Consider the following 24,567-nt stretch of genomic DNA (forward strand, 5'->3'; position numbering starts at 1 on the left):
TGAACTATAGCATTTACTGAATGCTTAGTTTACCACATTTAGTTTGATGGTATTTGTTCTGCCTCTTTCATCTATCGGCATGCTGGCAGTAGTAATAAATACATCCCCTTTACCAATATGTTCTTTACTCTTTAATATTTCTTCAATATCGGCAAACGTATCATCCGTAGAAACTTCTTTATCATAATAGAAGCCTCTTACCCCCCATACCAGGTTGATAATATTCAATAATGGCTTATTGCTTGTGAAAATGAATATATTCGCTTTCGGCCTATGAGCAGCCAGTTTAAATGCAGTATATCCCGATTGGGTCATACCAACAATAGCCGTAGCTTTTGAAGCTTTTGCCAAACGGCAGGAATTTAATATGAGCGTACTATTTAAGAAAAGGGGATCTTCCTGGTCAGGAAGGTCATGTTTAAAGTAAACATCAGCCTGCCGCTCCACACAACTCACTGTGTTGACCATACTTTTCACCACTTCTATTGGGTACATACCTGCAGCAGTTTCTGCTGACAGCATCAACGTATCGGCACCGTCCATCACGGCATTCGCGACATCATTGGTTTCTGCACGCGTAGGTCTTGGATTTTCTATCATGCTTTCCATCATTTGGGTAGCTATGATCACTGGTTTTGCTGCTCTATTGCACTTATTTACAATCATTTTTTGTGCCATAGGCACCTCCTCCATAAAGATCTCAACCCCTAAATCACCTCGGGCCACCATTACTGCATCAGTAGCACTAATGATCTCATCTATATTTTTAATGGCTTCGGGTTTTTCTATCTTGGCAACTATTCGCGTAGATTTATTTTCTTTTTCTATAATAGACCTAAGCTCTCTAATATCAGCTGCTTCACGTACAAACGATAGCGCTATCCAATCCAAATCGTTCTTAAGACCAAATTCAAGGTCTTTCAGATCCTTCTCAGTAAGGCAGGGCGCAGAAACTTTAGTGAAAGGCAGGTTAATTCCTTTCCTGGACTTAAGTTTTCCACCATAAATGACCTCAGTAACCACCTGATCTCCCTCTATGCTCTTTACTTTTAGCTCGATCTTACCATCATCGATCAGGATCATATCACCCGGGGATACATCTTTAGGCAAATTAGTATACACGGTACTGGCCATCTCACTATTCCCTATCATGTCTTTGATTGAAATAATGAATTTATCACCTTTCTTTATCCTGGCACCTTTTTCCACCTCACCAAGTCTGATCTTAGGTCCTTGCAGATCTTGTAAAAGGCTAACATGGGTAGCCAGTTCCTCATTCAGCTCTCTTACGAATTGAATAACCTTTGAATGATCCTCATGCGTACCATGTGAAAAATTCAATCTGAAGATGTCAACACCGGTTAACATTAGTTCTCTCAGTGTCTCTTTATTATTGGAAGCCGGCCCTACGGTGGCTATGATCTTGGTCTTATTAAAATGTATCTTTTGACTCATACTCTAACTTAAAAAATTGTCTCGTGACTTCAAGGTGTTCACTTGAAGGTCGGCAATATATTCAATCCATTTAATTTCCTTTAATTCTTTTATCATTTCTTGTGCTGAAAACGATTGCAAAGAAACTTCTGTTTTAAGCAAGTAGTCAAAATGAATAAATTCCGGTAGCAAGTAAACATTTTCCCCACTCAAGCTTCTGTTTTTATATAACTTATATCCCTCTGATTCGCGTCTGAAGGTATACATACCAAAAGGCTGCTCGCAGGCAGTTTTATCCTCAATAATATGATCTGCGTCACGTACCAGATGAAGATCCAGTTGATTGTTAATGGCCCAGGCTAGTTTATAAAATTTAACAGATGAACTGATACCAAATAATATGAAATCATAATCAAAGTCTACGACTAGTTTTGTTCTTTTTTGCGCCATGGTATTTTGCAAAAGTAGTGGCTAATTTCCATTATTTTTCACTAGAAATAGGGTAAATAATACAGTCGATAACTTTGTATAAATTGTTTGGCATTAAGGCTTAGAATGTATTTCTTTGCAGATATTTTAACTAAATCATATTAAACATGTCTGAAATAGCGCAAAAAGTTAAATCTATTATTATCGATAAGCTGGGTGTTGAGGAATCTGAGGTTACCCCTGAAGCAAGCTTCACTAACGATTTGGGGGCTGACTCATTAGATACTGTTGAATTAATAATGGAATTCGAAAAAGAATTCAACATTTCTATTCCCGACGATCAAGCTGAAAACATTGCTACCGTAGGACAGGCAATCTCTTATCTTGAAGAAAACGTAAAGTAATTTAATAATATTCACACCCCCCACATTCCAAAATTCTTTTATGACTCTTAAAAGAGTAGTAGTTACTGGTTTAGGCGCACTAACACCCATTGGCAATACTTCTGTCGAATACTGGCAGGGGCTTAAACATGGAGTTAGTGGTGCTGCACGTATCACACGTTTTGATCCGGAGAAATTCAGGACTCAATTTGCCTGTGAAGTTAAAAACTTTAGCGCTGAAGATCACTTCGATCGCAAAGAGGCCAGAAAAATGGATCCTTTTTCGCAGTACGCCTTGGTAGTATCACAAGAGGCCATGGATGACTCCAATTTAAAGTTGGACACCATTAACCTTGACAAAGCCGGAGTCATATGGGGTTCGGGAATAGGAGGATTAAAGACTTTCCAGGATGAAGTAAGGAGCTATTCTCAAAATGATAATACTCCAAGGTTTAGCCCTTTCTTCATTCCGAAGATGATCGCAGATATTTCTGCAGGTCATATTTCTATTAAATATGGTTTCAGAGGACCCAACTTCGTTACAGTTTCTGCCTGTGCTTCTGCTACCAATGCGATTATAGACGCACTGAATTATATCCGTCTCGGCCATATGGACGTTGCCATAGCCGGTGGTAGTGAAGCGGCCGTCACAGAGGCCGGTATAGGTGGTTTTAATTCGATGAAAGCGCTTTCGGAACGTAATGATTCGCCAGAAACAGCGTCCAGACCTTTTGATAAAGATCGGGACGGATTCGTATTGGGAGAAGGCGCCGCAGCTTTGATTCTGGAAGAATACGAACATGCCAAAGCAAGAGGAGCAAAAATCTACGCCGAACTCATTGGTGGCGGTATGTCAGCCGATGCACACCATATTACTGCACCTCACCCGGAAGGCTTAGGCGCTACTAACGTGATGCTCAATGCACTTAATGATGCTAACATATCTCCTGATCAAGTTAATTACATTAATGTACATGGTACGTCTACACCACTAGGCGATATGAGTGAGACACTGGCCATAAAAAGAGTATTCGGGGAGCATGCTTATAATCTCAATATTAGTTCTACAAAATCTATGACCGGGCACTTACTTGGTGCGGCCGGAGCTATCGAAGCAGTAGCCTCTATATTAGCACTTGAGCATAACACTGTACCCCCTACTATCAATCACTTTACAGATGACGATCAGTTAGACAACAAATTGAATTTAACATTCAATAAATCCCAGGAAAAGGATTTGAAAGTTGCATTGAGTAATACGTTTGGTTTTGGTGGTCATAATACGTCGATTATATTTAGGAAACTAGACGAATAACCTGGTGTATAGTGCGGCAAAGCGCCTCCTAAACCTATTCCACGCAAGTCCTGAAAAAGACAAAAGGTTAATTACTGCCATCCAAACCGTGGTCGGTGCTACCCCTACTAATCTATCACTGTACAGACTGGCTATAAGACACGCTTCCATCGCTGTCAAAAATAGTAATGGGATAAAAGAATCCAACGAACGACTGGAATACCTGGGAGATGCCATACTGGGTGCCGTAGTGGCTGACTATTTATTCAAAAAATTCCCTTATAAGGATGAAGGTTTTCTGACTGAAATACGGTCACGGTTAGTGAATCGTGAATCATTGAATAATCTGGGTAAAAGACTTGGGCTGGAAAGTGTTATCGAGTATGACCAGGCCAGTAAAGGCAAGCTTTCCCATAAATCTCTTTATGGCGATACACTTGAAGCCATAGTAGGTGCCGTATACCTGGATAAAGGCTATAAATTCTGCAAACGCTTCATATGGAATAAACTACTAATCCCCTATTTTGACCTCGATGAGATCGTCCATTCCATTACAAACTATAAAAGCCGGATCATTGAATGGGCACAAAAGGAAAACAAAGACATAAAGTTTGACATTATAGAAGTAAAAAATCAAAAGCACTATAAGGAATTTACAGCACTTGTGTACATTGATGACGAACCTAAGGGAACCGGATACGGCTTTAATAAAAAAAAGGCGGAACAAGACGCCGCTCAGAAAACCTTCCAGCTATTGAATTTATCTTAACGATGTTAATCTTCATTTTAAAATATGGACGCTGCCGGAAAACTTAGAATTGCAGGGGCTGCACTAAACCAAACACCACTAGACTGGCAAAACAACCTCCATAATATTCATCAGGCCATCGAGACCGCGGTGGAAAACCACGTAGATATTCTGTGTCTTCCTGAATTATGTATTACCGGATATGGATGTGAAGATATTTTTCTTAGTGATTGGGTCTACCAAAAATCGGAACAGCTTTTATTAGAGGTAGCTCAATGGTGCGATACCATAACTGTGGTTATCGGACTCCCTCTAAAACATGACGGGCAGTCTTTCAACTGTTCTGCATTGGTATCAGGTAAACAGATCGTCGGGATTTATGCCAAGCAGAACTTGGCAAATGATGGTGTGCATTATGAACCACGATGGTTTACCCCCTGGCCGGTAGATAAGGCGAGTAATATAAAATTGAATGGGATTGAATATCCTATCGGAGATATCTTGTTTAAGCACAAGGGCATAAAGATAGGTTTTGAGATATGTGAAGATGCATGGCGACAGGATCGCCCTGCCTGCCGGCTTTACGAAAAAGGCGTGGAGCTCATCATCAATCCCAGCGCCAGTCATTTTGCGTTTGGAAAAACCGAAGACAGAGAGGAATTGATCATTAAGAGTTCTGAAAACTTTAACTGTACCTACCTCTACGCAAACCTGCTTGGCAATGAGGCGGGGAGAATGATATATGATGGTGAAGTGCTTATAGCCAGGTATGGAAAACTGATCCAACGCAATGAATGGTTATCTTTCCAGGGAGTCGACCTGGTCCACACAGACATTGACTTTTCTAATGTAGCGGAAGAATACCCCGCCCCTGCATCATTTGTTAGAGATAAAAATCATGAATTCACCCAGGCCGGTGCACTCGCCCTGTTTGATTACTTAAGAAAGAGTAAAACCAACGGCTTTGTACTTTCACTGAGTGGGGGGGCTGACTCTTCCAGTATAGCTATTTTGGTCTCTGAAATGGTCAAGCGTGGGGTGAACGAATTAGGGGTTGACAAATTCATAGACAGGTTAGGTGTTAAGGCAGTGGGTAAATTTAAAGGGCATGGGCAGAATATGGCCGTTATCAAGGCAATCGTTGCTCAGTTGCTCACATGTGCTTATCAGGGTACTAAAAACTCGTCAGAAGCCACCTTTAATTCTGCAGCATGCCTGGCTGACGATATTGGCGCCACTTTCTATTCCTGGAAAATAGACGATGAGGTACAATCCTATTCAAACAAAATAGAAAACGTTCTAGAACGTAAACTGGACTGGCTGAGTGATGATCTTGCCTTACAAAATATTCAAGCCAGGAGTCGTTCACCCATTATTTGGATGCTGGCTAATATAAAAGGGGCTTTGTTATTAACTACTTCTAACCGAAGTGAAGGTGATTTGGGATATACTACTATGGATGGTGATACTAGTGGAAGTATTGCACCAATAGCCGCAGTAGACAAAAGTTTTATAATCCAGTGGTTAAAATGGGCTGAGGAAAGTCTTGGATATTCTTCTCTAAATAATGTGAATAACCTAAAGCCCAGCGCTGAGTTACGCCCTCTGACTTCCACACAAACCGATGAAGATGATCTGATGCCTTATGCTGTAATCGTAGAAATTGAAAAACTCGCCATCCGGGACCACAAATCACCTCTTGAGGTTTTTGACATTTTATATCAAAGGGGGTTAGAGTCTAAGGAACTGCTTAAAAACCATATCACCAAGTTTTTTAGATTGTGGGCCCAAAACCAATGGAAAAGAGAACGGATTGCGCCGGCTTTTCACCTGGATGACTTTAATGTAGACCCACGTACCTGGTGTAGGTTCCCTATTCTGTCCAGCGCCTTCAGTGAGGAGTTAGAACTTCTCAAAAAAAGGTAGTATTTGACAACAATTACTGTCCAGTGTATGAGTAATTTATTTAAGTTTGTGCGATGTTTTTTCTAAGCTTCATGATCTGGGGTGCAGACCCGGAAATTTTTGTTTTCCCCGAATGGCTGCCTTTTATCAGTGGGAGACCTGTCAGATGGTACGGTTTATTGTTTGCACTGGGGTTCCTCATCAGTCAGCAGATCATGTTCTACATCTATCGGAATGAAAGCAAGCCTGAAAAAGATGTGGAAACACTGACTATTTTTATGGTGATTGCCACCATTCTAGGAGCCCGCTTAGGGCATGTATTCTTCTACGAGCCTGATAAATACTTAGCTAACCCCATTGATATTTTAAAAATATGGGAAGGAGGGCTGGCCAGTCACGGGGCAGCATTTGGCATACTCCTGGCGCTATGGCTCTACACTAAATATGATATCAGCTGGAAATTCCAGTTTAAAAAAGTCAGCAGACCTAATCAGAATTGGCTCCAGGTAGTGGACCGTATCGTTATTGTAGTAGCGCTGACTGGTTGTTTGATAAGGATGGGTAACTTCATGAACTCTGAGATTTACGGTGTCCCCACCGGGTCAGGTTATGGTGTAGTATTTTCTAAAAACCTACATGATACTTTTTTAAAAGATTCAAGTCCCATAGAAAAGATCAGTGCTGAGCATGCCCAAAAAGAAATAGAAAATAAGGAAGGGTATGTACCACTGACTTTAGAGATTGCCTTTAAAAATCAGCCTGAGATCCTTACCGAAGGATCATTGAAAAAATATCTTGAAGGAAGGTTTACCAATATTCTATTTGATTACCCTTACCTGAATAATCATATATTAATCACCGACCATAAGCTGGAATACACACTTAATAAGAATACGGATGGCTCTTTTAATGCTGCAGTAAGTGCTTATGGCATTTCACGTCACCCTACACAACTCTATGAAGCCTCCACATCATTGATGATCTTCATTCTCCTATTCCTGATCTGGAATAAAATGAGAATAAAAACTCCGGATGGCTTACTCCTGGGTATCTTCCTTATCCTGTTATTTGGTTTACGCTTTGTGCATGAATTGTTTAAGGAAAACCAGGTATCCTTTGAAGACACTATGGCTTTTAACATGGGTCAATTATTGAGTATTCCTTTGATTCTGGGTGGCCTGTTTATCCTGGTAAGAGCACTCAGGCTCAAAAAATAACTCTGTCGAAGTTTATCTGTTAGTTTACCGCGGGCCGTTGTTAGTGGCTTTACACAATAGAACTTACAACCTATTGAATTAGCTATTTTTTATGCTTAACATTAACGTTCCGCTTATCAAAGGAAAACATATCGTATGGTGTAGGTAAGAAGATGTTCGCTCTATTATTTTCCTTTTTATTGGCCCAGACTTCCCCACCAGACTCAGTGGATAAATCCCTTAACACGAGTTATTTACTCATAAACTCTGATACTTCGGCCACACGCTACGTGGAGATTGATAACATCTTTATTATCGGAAATAAAGTGACTAAAAATAGGATCATTCTCCGTGAAATGGATGTTCAAATAGGCTCATTTTATGACTACCAGGATTTACGGGAAATCCTTGAAAAAGAGAAGTACAAAATTCAAAATCTCAGGCTATTTAATTCAGTAGAAATTTCCACACTAGACCTGTCCCCAAATAAGGTAGATATTGTGGTTAGGGTAAAAGAAAGGTGGTATACATTTCCAGCGCCCATATTCGATCTGGTGGACAGAAACTTTAACGATTGGTGGCAAAACAGGGATGGTAACCTTGGCAGGACAAACTTTGGAGTAAAACTCACCAAAAATAATTTTAGAGGACGAAACGAATCCTTGCGACTTGTAGCACAATTTGGTTTCACTCAAAATTTCAGACTGGCTTATCGTATCCCTCAAATTGACAAATCTCAAAAACATGGCCTTTCATTTGCTTTCGATTACTCGGAAAACAAAAACATAGGCATCAACACATTAGACCATCTACAAACGTTTTTCGATGCGGAAGAATTACTAAGAATACGGCGTAACTTTGGGATTGGGTACCGTTTTCGCAAATCATTTTATACTACCCACAATGTAGAAGTGGCTTATAATCACAATAGCATTAGTGATACGATTGCCGCGCTAAATCCTGAATATTACGGTAACGGCAGAGTCGATCAAACGTATTTCCGAATAAAGTATTCTATGATCATTGATAGAAGAGATTTTTCTCCTTATCCCTTAAAAGGGTATCGTTTTGATTTTCAGGCTTCTAAATTAGGTTTAGGTTTTTTCAATGATATTGATCAAACTGAATTTAATGTTTCACTATCCAGGTTCTATGACGTGGGAAAGAATTTCTATTTTGCCAACTATTCTTCTGTTTTCATAAGTACACCGGAGAACCAGCCTTATGCTAATATCTCAGCACTCGGTTTCAGGAAGGACTTCATAAGAGGTTACGAACTTTTTCTGATTGAGGGGCGCAATTATTATTTGAATCGTACTACGTTTAAGAAAAAGATATTATCTTTTAAAAAACGTATTGGTATAATTCCTATTGAACAATTCAGGGAATTTCCTTTAGATGTTTATATCAAGTCTTATTTTGACGCCGGTTATGCCGAAAACTACCCTGATTACGAGCAGAGTGAACGGCTGGCAAATCGCTTTTTATTTGGCACAGGGCTGGGTATTGACTTCGTAACCTATTATGACTCTGTATTTCGTTTCGAGTATTCCGTAAATCGGGAGAGGGAAGCAGGGTTATTTTTTCATCTTAAAAAAGAGTTTTGATAAAATGTCCCTGGAAACAGAGTTGACTAATCCAGTTTGACTATTTTTTTCTTGCCCTTTTTGTTAACAGAATACCAGGTCCCTACCCTTTCTCCGTCTTTATAGTTTCCTATATACTCCAACTTCCCATCATCCGTAAAAAATTTCCATTCTCCACTTTCTTTACCTTTTGAATACTGGCCTTGCTGAATGACCACCCCATTATCATTGTAGTAGGTCCAGGGCCCCTCGGGTAACCCATTGACATAGAGCACTTGTCTTTTGAGCTGTCCATTTTCATGATAAAACTCCCACACTCCACTATATAGACCCTCAGCAAATTTCCCTTCTTTTTCAACCTGACCATTGGCATGGTAGTAATACGAACTATCTGAAAGTATTCCATCTTTCCAATATTCATGAGCGATCTTATTCCCGTTACTATCAAAATAGTGGGCTCGTCCGTTAAGTTGATCATTATGATACTGTTCCGTACTGCTCAATTGACCGTCAGGATAAAAAAAATGCCATTCTCCTTCCTTCTTACCCATCAAAAGTTCGCCTACTGCCTTTAATGAACCATTGGGATAGTACTGCCTATGTTGAGATATTGCTATTATTGGTAATAAATTGATAATGAGATGAATATAATAATACTTTATCATTTGTATGATTTTTTATATTATTAATTAAAGTTCATACATATATTCGCTGTTAATCAAATTTACTCTAAAACGAAATATTTAACATCACTCTCGCTTTTAGTAATCACGTTAGCTTTTACTAATGCCCGTGCTCAAAATGGTGCAGTAGCCTTGGGTGCCCGTGCTTCAGGTTTGGGGAATGCATTCACCACTTTAGATGATGCATGGTCAGTATTTAACAACCCGGGCGCTATTGGATTACAAAAAGGAACTACCTCACTATTTTCTATTGAAAGACATTTCTCAGGGGTCGGGTTAAATAACTTTGGCGCTGGTGTATTGTCCTCTATAGGTTTTGGAACAGGCTCTATCAGTGTATTTAAATTTGGCGATGACCTTTATAATGAACAAAGCTTATCGACAGGATATGGTAACACATTTGGTATTGCCAGTCTTGGGGTAAGAATAAACTATCGACAGTATCAGATCAAGGGGTTGGACAGTCGCGGGGCAGTCGCTATCGATTTTGGAGGTTTGGCCGAGCTGTCTGAAGAACTGACTTTTGGGGCATTTATAAGGAACATCAACCAGGCCCGCCTGTCCGACTTTCAGGATGAGCGTATACCAACTTTATTCAACGCCGGTATTGCCTATCAGCCATCAGAAAAACTTATTTTAAGCCTGGAAGCTGAAAAAGATATTGATTTTGACACTAGATTCAAGTCAGGACTTGAATATACTTTTCTTCCTAAATTTTCCGCTCGTACCGGTATACAAACAGCCCCTTTTACCAATCATTTTGGCATGGGTTTTAAAACCTGGAGGATCAATATCGATTATGCTGTTACATTGCACCAGGTATTGGGTTCAGCACATCAGGCATCTTTATCTTATCATATTGCCAAATGAAAAGGCTATTTGTTTTCATTTGGTTATTGGCAAGTATACAATCCGCATATGGTCAACGTCATGAGCATGAAACTATGGATATTGAGCAAGTTATCGGAGAGATATTTGCAATACAAGATGAGGACATCAATTACACAGAGATGTATGAAGCACTTTTATCAAGCTATGCAAACCCTCTTGACCTCAATACTGCTACCCTTGAAGAGCTTCGGTCTCTCTATATTTTATCAGAAAAGCAAATCCTTGAATTCGAAGACTACCGTACCAGGTATGGCCCATTATTATCTATTTACGAACTACAAGCCATACCTTCATTTAATGTTTCGACCGCTAAGCGCCTGCTTCATTTCACACATATAGTATCATCAGGGCTTACAAAGGGTGCTCACCCTTTCCTGCAAAGGGTATTAAAAGAAGAAAATAACTATCTCTTATTACGATATGAACGAACACTGGAAGAAAAACGAGGTTTTTCACCCATCGATAGCAGTTCTACGACCAGATACAAAGGTTCCCCTGATCAATGGTATGCACGCTTTAGAGTGAGTCACACCAATGATTTCAGCCTGGGCCTTACCACAGAAAAAGATGCCGGGGAGCAACTGATCCTGGACCCTAAAACAAAACGATATGGCAATGATTTTTACAGTTTTCATTTGCAATTAAAAAACCGTGGCAAGTTGAAAAATGTCATTCTGGGTGATTTTCAATTGCAATCCGGACAAGGGCTTATTTTTGGCTCCGGATTTAACATCGGCAAGGGGGCAGAAACCATTACCACCACAAGACGGGTAAATTCAGGTATTCGTCCATATACTGCACTACAAGAATCTCATTTTTTCAGAGGTGCCGCCATCACAGCCAAGGTCTCTAATAATGTAACCATGACCACGCTCTATTCCCGGATAAACCAGGATGCTGTGATCCAAACCGATGAAGTCTCTGCTGAATTTGTAAGCACAATTCGTACGTCCGGTTTCCATAGAACGACTTCTGAGATAAGTGCCAAGGACCAACTAATGGAACAAAACGCAGGAGTTAGTGTCACATACCAAAAGAACAGGTTGATGCTTGGGGCTAATTACTTGTTCACCAGATATTCCATTCCTATGATCAGAAACACTACACTAATTAGCCAAAATGAATTCGCAGGAAAGGATAACATGGTCTATGGCACGTTTTTCAATTATGCCGTGGACAACTACACTTTCTTTGGAGAAATAGCCCGTTCTGCATCTGGTGGTCATGGCATAGTAACCGGCCTCCTTGCTCCATTAAGTAAGAAGGTGGAGAGTGCACTCCTATTTAGAAATTACAGTAAAGCCTTCCATTCTTTTTATGGAAACGGTTTTGGAGAGCTGAACAGAAATAACAACGAACGTGGATGGTACTGGGGGATTAAATACACTCATGACGAGCATATAAGTCTATCTGCTTATTTTGATTCCTTTACCTTTGATTGGATCAGGTCCTCTGCCCTCGCTCCTTCACAGGGCCATGAATACCTGTTGCGACTCAATTACAGCATTAGAAAACACACGCGGTTCTATTTTCAATACAGAAGACAGTCAAAAGCGCGTAATGCTACTAATGAAGACCTTACAGGGAACATCCCTGTAACTGTTCAAGGTGTAAAGGACAATTACCTGGTCAACCTGGAACATAAAGTATCTAACCATTTTTCATTCAAATCCAGAATACAATGGAGTTCCTTCACTTTGTCAAATCCGTCAACACAAGGATTTGTACTGATACAAGACGTAAATGCTAACGTTAAAAACTGGCGTATCAGTGGGCGAATGGCATTGTTTGAAACTGATGATTTTGATAACCGTCAATATGCCTTTGAGCGAGATGTGCTGTATCTTTTTTCCATTCCAGCTCTTAACGGCAAAGGCATACGCAATTACTTTATGTTACAATACAAGCTGAGCCGGAATGTTGACTTTTGGTTAAAATATAGCCGTACACATTTTAGAAATGCTAAAACGATAGGTTCAGGACTGGAAGAAATTAATGGAAGTAAAAGAACGGTGATCAGGTTACAAACCAGGCTGCGTTTTTGATATTCAAGAGGTTCTTTACAAATTGAGGTAATTGACCATTTTATCAGCAGCATTTTCACTGGCAGAACCCTGGTCTAAAAGATTATAAATATCATCATATTCCCTTAGCATACGAGCTCTGTAACCCTCGTCATCCATCAATAACATCAGCTCTTCTGACAGCTTTTCAAGGTTAAAATCTTCCTGAATAAGCTCCTTTACTACCATTTTACCGGCAATCAGGTTTACCAATGAAATGTAATCTACTTTGATGAGGCTTTTAGCAATCCAATAAGTGACCTTACTAGTGCGGTAAGTTACCACTTGCGGTGTTTTCCACAAGGCTGTTTCAAGTGCCGCTGTGCCTGAAGTAACTACAGCCGCTTTAGCCCTGGCCAAAAGATCGTAAGTTTCTCCATATAAGAGGGTTACATTTTGCTTCTCATCTAACGAAGCATACAAGCTTTTTTCAATATTATCAACAGCTGCCACGACAAATTCGTAACCTGGAAAACGATCCGCCAGCCCTACAAATAAAGGAACAGCATATTCCAATTCCTGTTTCCTGCTCCCCGGTAATAGCGCCACTGTTTTTTGCTCGTCAAAATCAGCTCTTTGAGATACATGATTTTTGAGGGCATCCAGCACCGGATTACCGACGTAATCTACTTCCCATCCATAGTTTTTATAGAATTCCTTCTCAAAGGGAAGAATAACAAACATCCTATCCACAAGTCTCTTAAGCTTAAGCGCACGTTTGGTATTCCAGGCCCATACTTTGGGAGATATATAATAGAACACTCTTATATTTTGTTTTTTACAAAACCCGGCAATTTTTAAATTAAACCCGGCATAATCAATCAGGATGACAACGTCAGGCTGAAACTGGACGATGTCAGCCCTACATCTTTTGAGGTAACCGGATATTGTTCCAAGGTTTTTGAATACTTCCCAAAATCCCATAAACGCAAGATCTCTATAGTGCACGGACAGGTGCATACCTTCAGATTCCATCGCATCTCCACCAAACCCACGAAATTCTGCCTCCGGATCTTTCTTTTTTAGCGATCTTACCAAGTTTCCTCCGTGTAAATCACCGGACCGCTCTCCGGCTATCAGATAATATCTCATCTAGCTATTAATTAATTTTAATTGAGAATGTATAAAACTCAAGTTAAGGCCTATAAATAGAATAAAATGGATAGCTGAAAGTTTTAGTTATTCAAACTTGCTAATTGTGACCAGATCTTTCCAGGTCGTATGTCGTATCTGACATCATCCGTAGTATTCCACAAAATTTCTTGGTGTTTCATACAATTTGACACAGTGTAATTGTGCTCTATCAGATATTGTACTAAGTGTAGTCACCAGTATTTTCCATATCTCTATGACCAGGTTCTCCGTACTGGCCATTTTATCCTTCATGAATGGCACATCCAGGTTAAGGTTCTTATGATCAAGCTTTTCTGTAATTTCTCTACGGATCAGTCGACTCAATTTCTTTAAATCCACTACAAAACCCGTATCCGGATCAGGTTCGCCTTTTACGGTTACAATCAACTCAAAGTTATGTCCATGCCAGTTGGCATTGGCACATGGCCCAAAAACTTCTTCGTTTTTTTCGGGTGACCATTTGGGGTTATAAAGCTTATGGGCTGCGTTAAAATGTTCGTGTCTGCTTACGAAAACCATATATTCTGACCGTATTTGCCGCAAAGATAGTCAATAAGAAAGATTTCAGAACCTATGTTTCCTATTCCTGAAATCATTAAGTTACTTTGCCCAAAACGCATATCATATGATCGTAGTAACAGGTGCTGTAGGTTTTATTGGCAGTCAATTAATCAAGAAACTAAACGATCAAAATTTCAACTACATCGTCGCCGTTGATAATTTTGATAATCCTCTTAAGAATAAAAACCTTGAAGGATTAAACCTGCTCCATAAAATAGACCGGGACGGTTTCATGGAATGGCTGGACAATAACTACGAAGAAGTTGAATTTATCTTTCATATAGGTGCCAAAACAGATACCAGCCTTTTTGATGTAGGCCTGCTCAACCGCATGAATACAACGTACACAAAGCAGATCTGGAAAAGGTGTTGTAGCTATCAGATACCATTAGTATATGCCTCTTCTGCGGCAACGTACGGACTGGGAGAATATGGGTATGACGACAATGAAGCCACTATTTCTCAACTGAAGCCATTGAACCCTTATGGTCAGTCAAAACAAGATTTTGATGTATGGGCATTGGAGCAGGAAGAAAAACCATTTTACTGGGCCGGACTCAAATTTTTCAACGTTTACGGGCCTAATGAGTATCATAAAGGACGTATGGCATCAGTGATCTGGCATGCTTATAACCAGATAAAAAATTCGGATGGCATGAAGCTGTTTCGTTCACACAATCCGGAATATAAAGACGGTGAACAAATGCGGGACTTTGTATATGTGAAAGATGTGGTAAACGTATGTTACTGGTTGATGCATCACAGAAAAAACTCCGGCATCTACAATTTAGGAAGTGGAAAGGCCCGGACTTTCTTGGACCTTACCCGGGCAGTATTCAAAGCCATGGATAAGAAGGAAAACATCTCATTTATAGATACACCGGAAGATATCCGTGATAAGTACCAATATTTTACCGAGGCTAACATGGATAAGTTACGGTCAGTGGGATACACTGATAAGTTTTATTCTTTGGAAGATGGAGTGGAGGAATATGTAACAGACCACCTCATTAAATTTTAGCAAGATGGAAACGGATTATTAAGCTTTTTCTTTAAAAGGGATTAAAGAAGTCCTGTGGAAAATAAATACTATTTACCACATAATCAATACCGTAAAATACGTTAAAAAAAAGACTTAATTTTCACGTTATTAATTACTTCAATTAACCTTCAGTAGTTAATTTTAGTAGCTTAACTGGATTTTGTGGTCAAACGTATTTCTTTAACCTTCTTCATTTTAATCTTATCTGTTCCATTCGTCTCATACGCTCAGAATGATGATGGCGTCAATTATGAGATTTTAAAAAAACATGTTCAAAGTAAATATTCCATAAAACTTCTGGCAGATAGCCTTACAGCAGAAAACATCAAGCTTCCTGATAAGGCACTTAGCTTCAGTGTAAATGAGTTGTTACATTCACTGCAGACAGATTTCAAGATCGACTATTTTTTTTACAATTCATATGTGATAGTGTTAATGTCAAATGAGTCTGTAAAAGAAAAAGCAGCCTCAACCGATCGTAAGCCTGTCCAATACCGTTTTTCCGGTCAGTTAAAGGATGCAATAAAGGGAGATAAAATTAATGCAGGCACGATATTCATTGATCCGGCTAATGTAATCTTAAACACCAATTCTTCGGGATACTTTGAATGTCAGTTGGACGAGGGCATTTACAATATAAAAGTAATAGGCTTAGGCACCTACGAAAATAACTTTGAATTATCCTTATATGACGATGTGAATCTGGAAATTGAGCTATTTGAAAAAACAGTTGAACTGGAAGAAGTTGTAATTACCAGTAAAAGCCCGGAAGTTAACCTGATTAGCCTGAGACCGGGATCTTTTGAATTTGATCTAAATACATTAAAGAGTATTCCAACTTTCCTAGGAGAATTAGATATCTCCAGGGCCGTCATCACTCTTCCCGGAGTAAGTACAGTTGGCGAAGGGGCATCTGGTTTTAATGTGCGCGGAGGGTCAATAGATCAAAATCTAATCCTTATGGATGGAGCTCCATTATATAACAGTTCACACTTATTAGGTTTTTTCTCCATCTTCAACCCCGATCTCATTAAGGATTTTACGCTTTACAAAGGATTAATACCTGCTGATAAAGGGGGACGGATTTCATCGGTATTAGAAGTAAACCAAAAAGTACCTAACAAAGAGAAGTTAGGCTTTAATGCAGGCATTGGCCCTGTTTCCAGTAGGGTTTTTCTAGACATGCCTATAAAAAACAAAAAGGCCGGGTTGATACTGGCTGCCAGGGCAGCTTATCCCACTTATGTTTTATCATCATTTCCTGACGAAAGTAGTATTAAAAACAGTAGTGCGAATTACTTTGACGCTAACCTGAAGTATGATCACGAGTTTAAAGATGGCTCGATCATCACACTCAACGGATACTATAGTTTTGACGAATTTAACATCACTCAGGACACTCTTTTAAGTTACTCTAACCTATTAGGAAGTATTAGCTATGAGAAGCCTGTTAACGAGGACTTAAAACTTAATTTTATCACTTCTTACACAAAGTATGATGCCGACATTGATGATGCAACATTCAATCAGGAATCTGAATTTTCCAATGGCATTGATCAAATAGCCTTTAAAGGCACCTTTAATTATTTGCTTAACAAGCATAACTATAAAGCGGGTATTGAAATTAATCATTACAATTTCAGGACCGGAAAAATAGAACCTCGTAGTCAGAATTCTGAAACAATTTTTCAAGAACTACCAGATCAAAAGGCAATAGACCTTTCCATTTTCATCAATGATGAATTTAATATATCAGAGCGCTTTGGAGTACAATTAGGCCTTAGATTGTCTTCCTTCTTTAACATTGGTGAGGATAAGTTTTATGAATTTGCCGCTAATGAAACGAGATCTCGTGAATCAATAACAGACAGTACGTTATTGCAAAGCGGGGAAGTAAAATTACTAAATACTAACCCTGAACCCCGACTGGCTATAAGTTATAGGCTCAACAGCAGTTCCTCTATTAAGGCATCTTATAGCAGAACAGCTCAATACATACATTTAATGTCTAATACGGTAGCTTCCCTGCCTACCGATCTCTGGCGACCCTCTTCTCCTAACCTGGAATCTGGTGTGTCTGATCAAATCTCATTGGGATATTTCAAAAACTCAAAATCCAATGACTATGAAACGTCTTTTGAAGCCTTTTACAAGGAAATAGAAAACACCGTTGATTTCAAAAATGGAGCACGTATTTTGCTAAATGAAGAACTCCCCTTTCAAACGTTACAGGGTGAAGCAACTGCTTATGGCCTTGAAGCACTCATCCGTAAAACCCGTGGAAAATTCACCGGACGAATCGGTTATACATGGTCCAGGGCCCGATCACGATTTAGGAGCAACGTAGCCGATGATCAATTGAATAACGGAGAACGCCTTCCTGCTAATTTTGACAAGCCGCACAATCTCAATATTGTAGGTAATTGGAAATTAGGAAGGTTATGGCGTTTCTCAACCTCTTTTACTTACAGTTCAGGAAGGCCTGTCACACTGCCTCAGAGTACATTAATAGTAAATGGGGTCAGGGTGTTTTCCGATATATCAAGAAATAATTTCAGGGTACCTGATTTTCATCGGCTTGATATGTCCATCACATTAGAAGGATCACATAAGAAAAATAGAAGATTTGATACCAGCTGGACATTTTCTGTCTACAATTTGTATGGAAGGAAAAATGTTTTTTCCGTTTTTGTAGACAATAACGATGGACAAGCTAAACAACTTTCAGTTTTAGGCGCTCCTTTTCCTTCCCTTACATTTAACTTAACCCTCAATAAATGAAATGACATTCAGAAAGTTACTATTCATACTTTTACTACTTTCTTTTGGTTGTATTGATAATTTTCCAATTGAAGACAATGAAATAAAGCCTCAGCCTGTCATCGAAGGATTAATCACCAATGAACCGGGAAGTAGCTTTGTAAGAGTCTCCACGACAGCTAGTCTTGGGAGTAATTCAACTAACAACTCCCTTAGCTCAGGAGCCGTCATTACCGTGACCGATAATAATGGCATAATCACACCATTTTGCGAAAAACAAGAGGGCGTTTACAAACCTGAACAAGAACTATTTGCCGGTACTGTTGGAATGGAATATACTTTACGAATCGTTCTTGCTGATGACAGAATCTTTGAGTCTACTGCTGAAAAATTACAAAAACCTCTTATCGTAGATTCTGTACTAGTGGAATTTGAACCCACACTTATCGAGGGGACTGAACAAGTGCAAGGGAACCATCGATTTTTCGCAACAGTTTCATCTGATCAACAAGATGAGCCATTTTTCTTTAGAACCAGCACCCTTGGCATAGCGCAAGTTGCCGGAGATATTCAGAACCCGCCTCCATTCCAATGTTTGACAGGAGAGTTTTGTGTTGAGTTTTGTTGGTCTTTCAGAAAACCAATCGATCAAAACATACGGATTGGGAGCAGTAGAAATACCGTTAACAACACTACCACGATCGAAGTAGGTAACCAAATTTATGATTTTAATAGCTTCTACTTTATGGAAGTTACTGTTTACTCACTGAATAAAGCCGGGTTCAACTTCTGGCAATCTCTTGTGGATCAACAAGGCATAAAAGGTAGTATTTTTGACCCTCAGATTAGTGACCTGGCTGACTTAAATATAGTTGATTTAGAGACCAACATACCTGTAAAGGGCCACTTTAGCGCTTCCGGGGTTAGTAAAGGATCCATATTCTTCAATAGAGGTGTAAGCGCAGGGTTTAACACTGCTATACCAGAAGTTCAATTTACCTGTACAGAGGCCTGGCCTAACTCCACCCTGGAAATACCACCACAATTTGAATAATGAGCATAAAACTTTACGATACTGTAATAAAGGGTTTTTTAATCTCTGCAATAGTTTTGATCAATGCTACTCACTCACTTGCATATGAACAATGCGCTTATATACATTTAGACAGGAATTATGCATTGTCAAATGAAACAATAAACGGCACACTATATACTAACGGGTGTCACTCATTAAATTCGGTGATTGTTCTGGGCATTTATAAAACAGATGGTACAGCTTTGACTGAGGTTATGCTCAAGACTAAACAGCATCTAACACCTTTCACATTACGAATACCTAAAAATTCAGATGAAAATGTCTACAAAATAATAGCATATACTCACAAAGGCAACAGGCTCATCGGTGCCATGGACTTACCCGTTTTTTCAAGTGAAATTGATCTGATCCATAAGGACAGTTTACTTGAAATAGCTGTTGAATCACCGTTCAGCAAAAGAATATCTGGAAATTTAAGTTTGACTTTATCAGAAGAACAAGTATCATCTGAGCGCATGGTAAGCCTTAAATTAAAATGTACAAATCCTGGAATCGATAAACTTGATCTATCCATCGGATTAAAGGACCAGGCTCAGTGTATTGAGGATCTTAATTTCAATGGCTCCTACACCCATTATAATAGCAGTTATTCAAAACCCTACCCTATTTCAGAAAAGGAGAGCGCTGATAAATCTTCTGCCAATACGTTTAAAATTGAAGGACATGTAAAAAGTAGAAATCAAACAACCTGTAGTTATTGCGATGTGATCCTTACCGTTCCTGAAATATCCTCGGGTATATTTTATTCTAAAACCGATATCAATGGAAAATTCACGTTAAGCGGTCTAAACTTCGAAGGTGTACACAAGGGCTATTTTACATATCACTCACAAATGAGTGATACAATGCAATACCAATTGGTATTAGACATAGGAAACCTACCTTTTCCCGTGCCTAAAGTTGAATTAAAACTACAGGAAATAAAAGACCAGTTTTCATCCTCCATTCAAAGAAGAAGGCTCGCAACACATTTTCGTAGTAAGAATGCTATACCAGATGAACATAAATCACTTACAACGGTGAAGAGGGCCCACGAAAAAAATAAGCTATATGGTCAATTCGACAAAGAACTTTTTTTTGATGATTACATACTTCAAGATAACATGATAGATGTCATTGATAAGTTAATTCCAAAGGTGAGCATTACAAAATCAGGCCAACTGCAAATGTTCTCCATTGAACTTAAAAAGAATTTTGAAGGGGTTCCTTTGATACTGTTGGATGGCATCCCCGTTCATACGAGTTCAGTGCTGGCGTTAAACCCAAAATCATTGTATAAAGTAGAGATACTTAATAAGGTAAGAACACTTGCCAATATCGGCAATGCCGCACGATATGGGGTACTATCCTTCTTTACTAAAAGTGGCGTAGACGAAAGTTCTCTCGGAAATATTAAGAAAGTCTATTTAAATGGGTTTTCTTCGAAATGGCTGCCTGATAATACAAATGATCAAATCAGTTTTCTACAACCTGTTATCTATTGGAACCCACATGTCAGTACTGGTTGGGAAAAGACTGAACTTACACTCAATATTAAGATACCTGACTATTATTTTCAGCCGATAATGTCTATCCGTGGATATGATAATAAAGGCAACTTTGTTTTTCATGAAGAGCAGATCGCACTTCCTCAACAACAATAAAGTACATTTATACAAATACCGGCCTAATGGGTAATATTGATCAACCAATCACCAGATTCGAAAATTTCCAATCTTAATATCACGGGTACTGTAAAATTATTGCTTTGTCCTGATGACACGGTGTACCTGATAGTAATAATAAATGGGAATTCTATTGCATTAATCTCTACAAAAGACCGGCTATTGGTGAAGGTAGACTTTGCAATTTGCCCGTTATTTCGTTCTTCAACACTTATATCTGCAATAGATCTGTTTTTCAAGTCATTGAGTCGTATGGTTATCAGTTCAGAATTATTATCAGATCGTGATATCTTCAACTTAGCCTGGCCAAGATTATCTTCTTGCAAAATCTTATACCCCTTCAAATCGGCTTCTTCTATTCCCAGATATCTATAATTCATTAGATCACCTTTCCAATACCCCTCCTTTACAAGGCTATCCGATTGAAATACCTGTCCAAAACCATATATTCTCCCCTCCTTAAACTGACCTTTAAAAACACGGTCATCCTCAAGATATTGTATTACTCCTTTGCCTTGAGGGTACCCCTTTTTAAAATTTCCTTCATAAGTGACCTTGTCACCTTTTACCTTACCCTGACCATGCGCTAAACCCTTTTTACAATTTCCTGAGTATTCCCCTTGTAATTCTGGCATTTGCACTTTACAATCCTGGGCAGACAGCGCTGCCACCAGCATTGATAACATTACGGTTATTAAAGATCTCAACATGAGGTTAATGAGTTATCCTATTTCAAAAATTTAATATACAAAGCAGGGTTATCACAATTACAATGAGAATTGACACTTGGAAAAAGGATTCCGCTATACCCAAACCCTTTTCATTTAGCCATAGCAAGGTTTTAGCTTATAAAGAAAAAAACCCGGCACAAAGTAATATGCCAGGTTTTTTAAACTGCTACCTGAAATTATATCAGTTATTGACTTTGATGTATGTTTTTTGTCCCGCTTCTACTTTGACTTCACCATCGCCGGTATTTAACGATGTATGATCCAAAGCAATTTCAAGCGTAACATCATTCACATTTTCGAATGCATCCGCCAACACCTGAACGGCTATTTCCGCCACGGTTTGCCCCGGATTAAATACAAGTGTACCACCAGACAAATCGGTATAATCATCTCCTTCAACACCGTTAGTAGGGTTAATATCATAATCTATTTCAACCATCTCAGTAGAAACATTATCCAAATTGACTCTGAAAATCTTTACTCCCGCATCTGAAATGGCACCGAGTTGCAAAGTATCACTTTCGGTCCCCGACAATTTCATTGTCTTAATATCATCTGTCTGAAAATATACAAGACTATCCATCCCACTTTTAGTGAGACTTAAAGAGCCTCCTATTGTAGCATTAGATATGAACACACCTAAAGAGTCTGTACCAGCCTTAACCATCAGATCGTCCCTGTTGATGATTTTGAAAGTCGTATCTGTTCTTCCCGCCGAAATTACCATTGTAGTATTGAAGTCCTCAAATACAAAATCAGTCGTCTCAACTAAATTCCCAAATGTACCCAGGGTTAAGGTAACATCTTCTGAAGTAGCGTAGTTTAATGAAAGGCTTACAGTCGTAGAATCTTTAGAATTTTCCATGCTTGACACATTCCCAGGCGATAAGCTTACCTCCAAAGGATTATCAACGATATTCACGGTTTTAGTGATCAGCTCTCCATCATTATCTCCTACTCCAAGCGCCTGTCCTCCTCTGGTAACACTATTTATTGTGAATATCAAATTTTGATCAGTATCCGTAGTAGCATTATTAGCCACGGCAATCTCTAATTCCAAATCGATAGATGGAAGGGTATCATTATTGTTGATAACCACAGATATAGTATTACCGGAAATAGTGATATCATTAAAAGTGAATCCTTCAACAACTGACTTGTTAGTAATGGTAATACCATTACCAACATCTCCGGCAGCCGTACCACTAATACCTATTTCAACCTGAACATCCTCAGTAGATAACGTCCAGATATTTTCAAGTGTGATAGTGGTGGATCCACCTTCCGTAACCTCAGCGGCGTCAGCCTCTTCCCATGCATAATACTGGTCAATTCTGTTGGCGGAATCATCCAGAAAATCAAGTCGCTCATCTTCTTCATCACAAGAGGTAGCAATAAGAGCAACTATTAAAACTAAATATAAATATTTCATAATTTCTTTGATCTTAGTTTTCAAACCACATAGCTTCTCCTAATCCCGGAACACTTGGTGGGAAATTCACGTTAATTGCAGGTTCATCCGTATCGTAAGGCCATCTTTTTATGATTCCTCCTACTGAGCCCTCCTCGTGGGCCTCCAAAACAGGATAATCGGTACGTCTCCAGTTCGTCCACGCATGTAACCCACGCAAATAACTATCTGCATATTGCTGTAAATAAATATGTTCCAGCGCTGTTGTTGCATTCGTCGTAGTCGTTGGGGCAGACAGCATAGGCAGAGCAGCCATATAAGCATCTATGGCAGCTTGATCAGCGTTACGAATTCTACCTAGAGCATTGTATCGCTCAATACTGGCCTTAGCACCATTTTCGTAAGCTGTTTGAGCTTCTTCTGGTGTTCCCGGTATGTAATTTTTAATAATAGCCTCCGCTTTTAGAAGCTGCACATCACTATAGGTCATGAAATAATCCGGATAGATCTCCTGGTAAATGTTCTCATCAATATAGGCTACATCATCATCAGAATTTTCATTCAAGTCAATTGTGAGGTATTCCAGTGTATCTCGTTGTTGCCTGAACAATAAGTTCAATCTAGGATCTATAGATGTATAGTTTTCAAAGATACTTTTAGAAATAGGGCTTAAATACATCGCAAAACCCTTACCATCTTTCTCTGTCTCATCGCCGGTTTCATCCTGGAAATTCCAGGCGCCAAAGGCGTCAAAAAGTCTCCATCCCGGATTTTGGTTACCTACTTCTCTCAGAAAATCAACCTTGGCATCATCCCCATTATTCTCGAACATCCTGGGGTCGGTGGCCATGAAACTTGCTATTTCAGCTGCTGCTCCCGGATCAGCATTAGCCTTCAACATCAGAACCTTGAATTTAAGAGAATTAGCAAACTTTAGCCATGCTGTCATATTGCCTGAATACAACAAGTCACCTCCCTGCACCTGTCCTCCGGTAGTAACATCTATGATGCTTGCCGCCGAGTCCAGTATGTCAATAACACCATTGAATACATCCTCCTGATCATCAAAATTAGGATTGTTTATACCAATCGTATTGGATTCAGTAAATGGAATCCTCTCATGCAATAAACTTAATTCTAAGTAAATCTCTGCCTGAAGAATTTTAGCCTGAGCTGCAGTATTTAAAAAGCCTGTCGCCAAAGCTTCGTCTTCAGCTAATTTAAGTGAGGTAATATTGGTATAACTATTCCAAAAGTTACCAGACCAAATGCTCAGAAGCACTCCGCCCTGTCGATATCTCTCCCAGTCAGTAAGGAAACCACTATCATTACCACTGTAGTAATGTTGGGTATAATAGTTACCATATTGCTGTAAGTATTGCGTTCTGTTATTTATCTGTTCAACAATAGCTCCTGTAAACAGAACGTTGGCATCAGCCACTACCCCTGCATTAGGGCTATCATTAACATCAAGAAAATTGTCCTCGCAAGCGGAAAAAACAATCGTGCTTGTCAAGGCTATAAAATAATAATATATGTTTTTCATCACTATGTAT

20 protein-coding genes are annotated in these 24,567 nt (G+C 39.2%); 12 read left to right on the forward strand and 8 right to left on the reverse strand.

All coding sequences use genetic code 11. The annotated features are described in order from the left end of the window. Positions 1-24 precede the first annotated feature (24 nt). On the reverse strand, positions 25-1,455 hold the full coding sequence (gene pyk / locus FNH22_RS02390) for a pyruvate kinase (protein ID WP_143396707.1): 1,431 nt from the start codon (positions 1,453-1,455) through the stop codon (positions 25-27). A gap of 3 nt (positions 1,456-1,458) precedes the next feature. Further along, positions 1,459-1,884 (reverse strand): IPExxxVDY family protein, encoded by a 426-nt coding sequence (locus tag FNH22_RS02395; protein ID WP_143396708.1) that lies wholly within the window; start codon positions 1,882-1,884, stop codon positions 1,459-1,461. A gap of 146 nt (positions 1,885-2,030) precedes the next feature. Here FNH22_RS02395 and FNH22_RS02400 point away from each other — a divergent pair, with 146 nt between their 5' ends. The 6 genes from FNH22_RS02400 (at position 2,031) to FNH22_RS02425 (ending at position 8,996) form a co-directional block, all read left to right on the forward strand. Beyond that, the gene (locus FNH22_RS02400; RefSeq protein WP_143396709.1) at positions 2,031-2,267 is read left to right on the forward strand and encodes an acyl carrier protein; all 237 of its coding nucleotides are present in this window, start codon (positions 2,031-2,033) and stop codon (positions 2,265-2,267) included. A gap of 40 nt (positions 2,268-2,307) precedes the next feature. After that, entirely contained in the window at positions 2,308-3,561 is a 1,254-nt protein-coding gene (gene fabF, locus FNH22_RS02405; RefSeq protein ID WP_143396710.1) for a beta-ketoacyl-ACP synthase II, read from the forward strand. Between the two features lie 4 nt (positions 3,562-3,565). Continuing rightward, entirely contained in the window at positions 3,566-4,309 is a 744-nt protein-coding gene (gene rnc / locus FNH22_RS02410) for a ribonuclease III (protein WP_143396711.1), read from the forward strand. A 24-nt stretch (positions 4,310-4,333) separates the two neighbouring features. Continuing rightward, positions 4,334-6,214: an NAD(+) synthase gene (gene nadE / locus FNH22_RS02415; protein WP_143396712.1), complete on the forward strand. Its 1,881-nt coding sequence runs from the start codon at positions 4,334-4,336 to the stop codon at positions 6,212-6,214. Between the two features lie 71 nt (positions 6,215-6,285). Next, entirely contained in the window at positions 6,286-7,410 is a 1,125-nt protein-coding gene (locus tag FNH22_RS02420) for a prolipoprotein diacylglyceryl transferase (protein WP_255517964.1), read from the forward strand. 152 nt (positions 7,411-7,562) lie between these two features. Next, entirely contained in the window at positions 7,563-8,996 is a 1,434-nt protein-coding gene (locus FNH22_RS02425; RefSeq protein ID WP_143396714.1) for a BamA/TamA family outer membrane protein, read from the forward strand. A gap of 26 nt (positions 8,997-9,022) precedes the next feature. Here the strand turns inward: FNH22_RS02425 and FNH22_RS02430 are convergent, their stop codons facing one another. Then, on the reverse strand, positions 9,023-9,640 hold the full coding sequence (locus FNH22_RS02430; protein ID WP_143396715.1) for a toxin-antitoxin system YwqK family antitoxin: 618 nt from the start codon (positions 9,638-9,640) through the stop codon (positions 9,023-9,025). 150 nt (positions 9,641-9,790) lie between these two features. Between FNH22_RS02430 and FNH22_RS02435 the strand changes: the two genes are divergently transcribed. Then, a complete protein-coding gene (locus FNH22_RS02435) occupies positions 9,791-10,528 on the forward strand; it encodes a hypothetical protein (RefSeq protein WP_143396716.1) in 738 nt (245 codons plus the stop codon). Beyond that, a complete protein-coding gene (locus FNH22_RS02440; protein ID WP_143396717.1) occupies positions 10,525-12,594 on the forward strand; it encodes a helix-hairpin-helix domain-containing protein in 2,070 nt (689 codons plus the stop codon). The genes FNH22_RS02435 and FNH22_RS02440 overlap by 4 nt, the downstream gene beginning before the upstream one ends. A 15-nt stretch (positions 12,595-12,609) precedes the next feature. Here the strand turns inward: FNH22_RS02440 and lpxB are convergent, their stop codons facing one another. After that, complete coding sequence (gene lpxB, locus FNH22_RS02445; RefSeq protein ID WP_143396718.1) at positions 12,610-13,704, reverse strand: lipid-A-disaccharide synthase; 1,095 nt, start codon at positions 13,702-13,704, stop codon at positions 12,610-12,612. A 144-nt stretch (positions 13,705-13,848) separates the two neighbouring features. Continuing rightward, complete coding sequence (locus FNH22_RS02450; protein WP_143396719.1) at positions 13,849-14,265, reverse strand: 6-carboxytetrahydropterin synthase; 417 nt, start codon at positions 14,263-14,265, stop codon at positions 13,849-13,851. 106 nt (positions 14,266-14,371) lie between these two features. Between FNH22_RS02450 and rfaD the strand changes: the two genes are divergently transcribed. The 4 genes from rfaD to FNH22_RS02470 all read left to right on the forward strand — a co-directional run bounded on the left by rfaD (position 14,372) and on the right by FNH22_RS02470 (position 20,848). Continuing rightward, a complete protein-coding gene (gene rfaD, locus FNH22_RS02455) occupies positions 14,372-15,328 on the forward strand; it encodes an ADP-glyceromanno-heptose 6-epimerase (RefSeq protein WP_143396720.1) in 957 nt (318 codons plus the stop codon). Between the two features lie 183 nt (positions 15,329-15,511). Beyond that, positions 15,512-18,130, forward strand: coding sequence for a TonB-dependent siderophore receptor (locus FNH22_RS02460; RefSeq protein ID WP_143396721.1), 2,619 nt, complete (start codon positions 15,512-15,514; stop codon positions 18,128-18,130). Between the two features lies 1 nt (position 18,131). Further along, on the forward strand, positions 18,132-19,163 hold the full coding sequence (locus FNH22_RS02465; protein WP_143396722.1) for a DUF4249 family protein: 1,032 nt from the start codon (positions 18,132-18,134) through the stop codon (positions 19,161-19,163). After that, entirely contained in the window at positions 19,163-20,848 is a 1,686-nt protein-coding gene (locus FNH22_RS02470) for a hypothetical protein (RefSeq protein ID WP_143396723.1), read from the forward strand. The genes FNH22_RS02465 and FNH22_RS02470 overlap by 1 nt, the downstream gene beginning before the upstream one ends. Positions 20,849-20,871: 23 nt before the next feature. Here FNH22_RS02470 and FNH22_RS02475 read toward each other — a convergent pair whose 3' ends face one another. The 3 genes from FNH22_RS02475 to FNH22_RS02485 form a co-directional block, all read right to left on the reverse strand. Continuing rightward, positions 20,872-21,579 (reverse strand): hypothetical protein, encoded by a 708-nt coding sequence (locus FNH22_RS02475; RefSeq protein WP_143396724.1) that lies wholly within the window; start codon positions 21,577-21,579, stop codon positions 20,872-20,874. Between the two features lie 202 nt (positions 21,580-21,781). Further along, a complete protein-coding gene (locus FNH22_RS02480) occupies positions 21,782-23,032 on the reverse strand; it encodes a hypothetical protein (protein ID WP_143396725.1) in 1,251 nt (416 codons plus the stop codon). A 13-nt stretch (positions 23,033-23,045) separates the two neighbouring features. Then, positions 23,046-24,557: a SusD/RagB family nutrient-binding outer membrane lipoprotein gene (locus tag FNH22_RS02485; RefSeq protein ID WP_143396726.1), complete on the reverse strand. Its 1,512-nt coding sequence runs from the start codon at positions 24,555-24,557 to the stop codon at positions 23,046-23,048. Positions 24,558-24,567: the final 10 nt, after the last annotated feature.

Source organism: Fulvivirga sp. M361 (assembly GCF_007097395.1).
GTDB lineage: Bacteria > Bacteroidota > Bacteroidia > Cytophagales > Cyclobacteriaceae > Fulvivirga.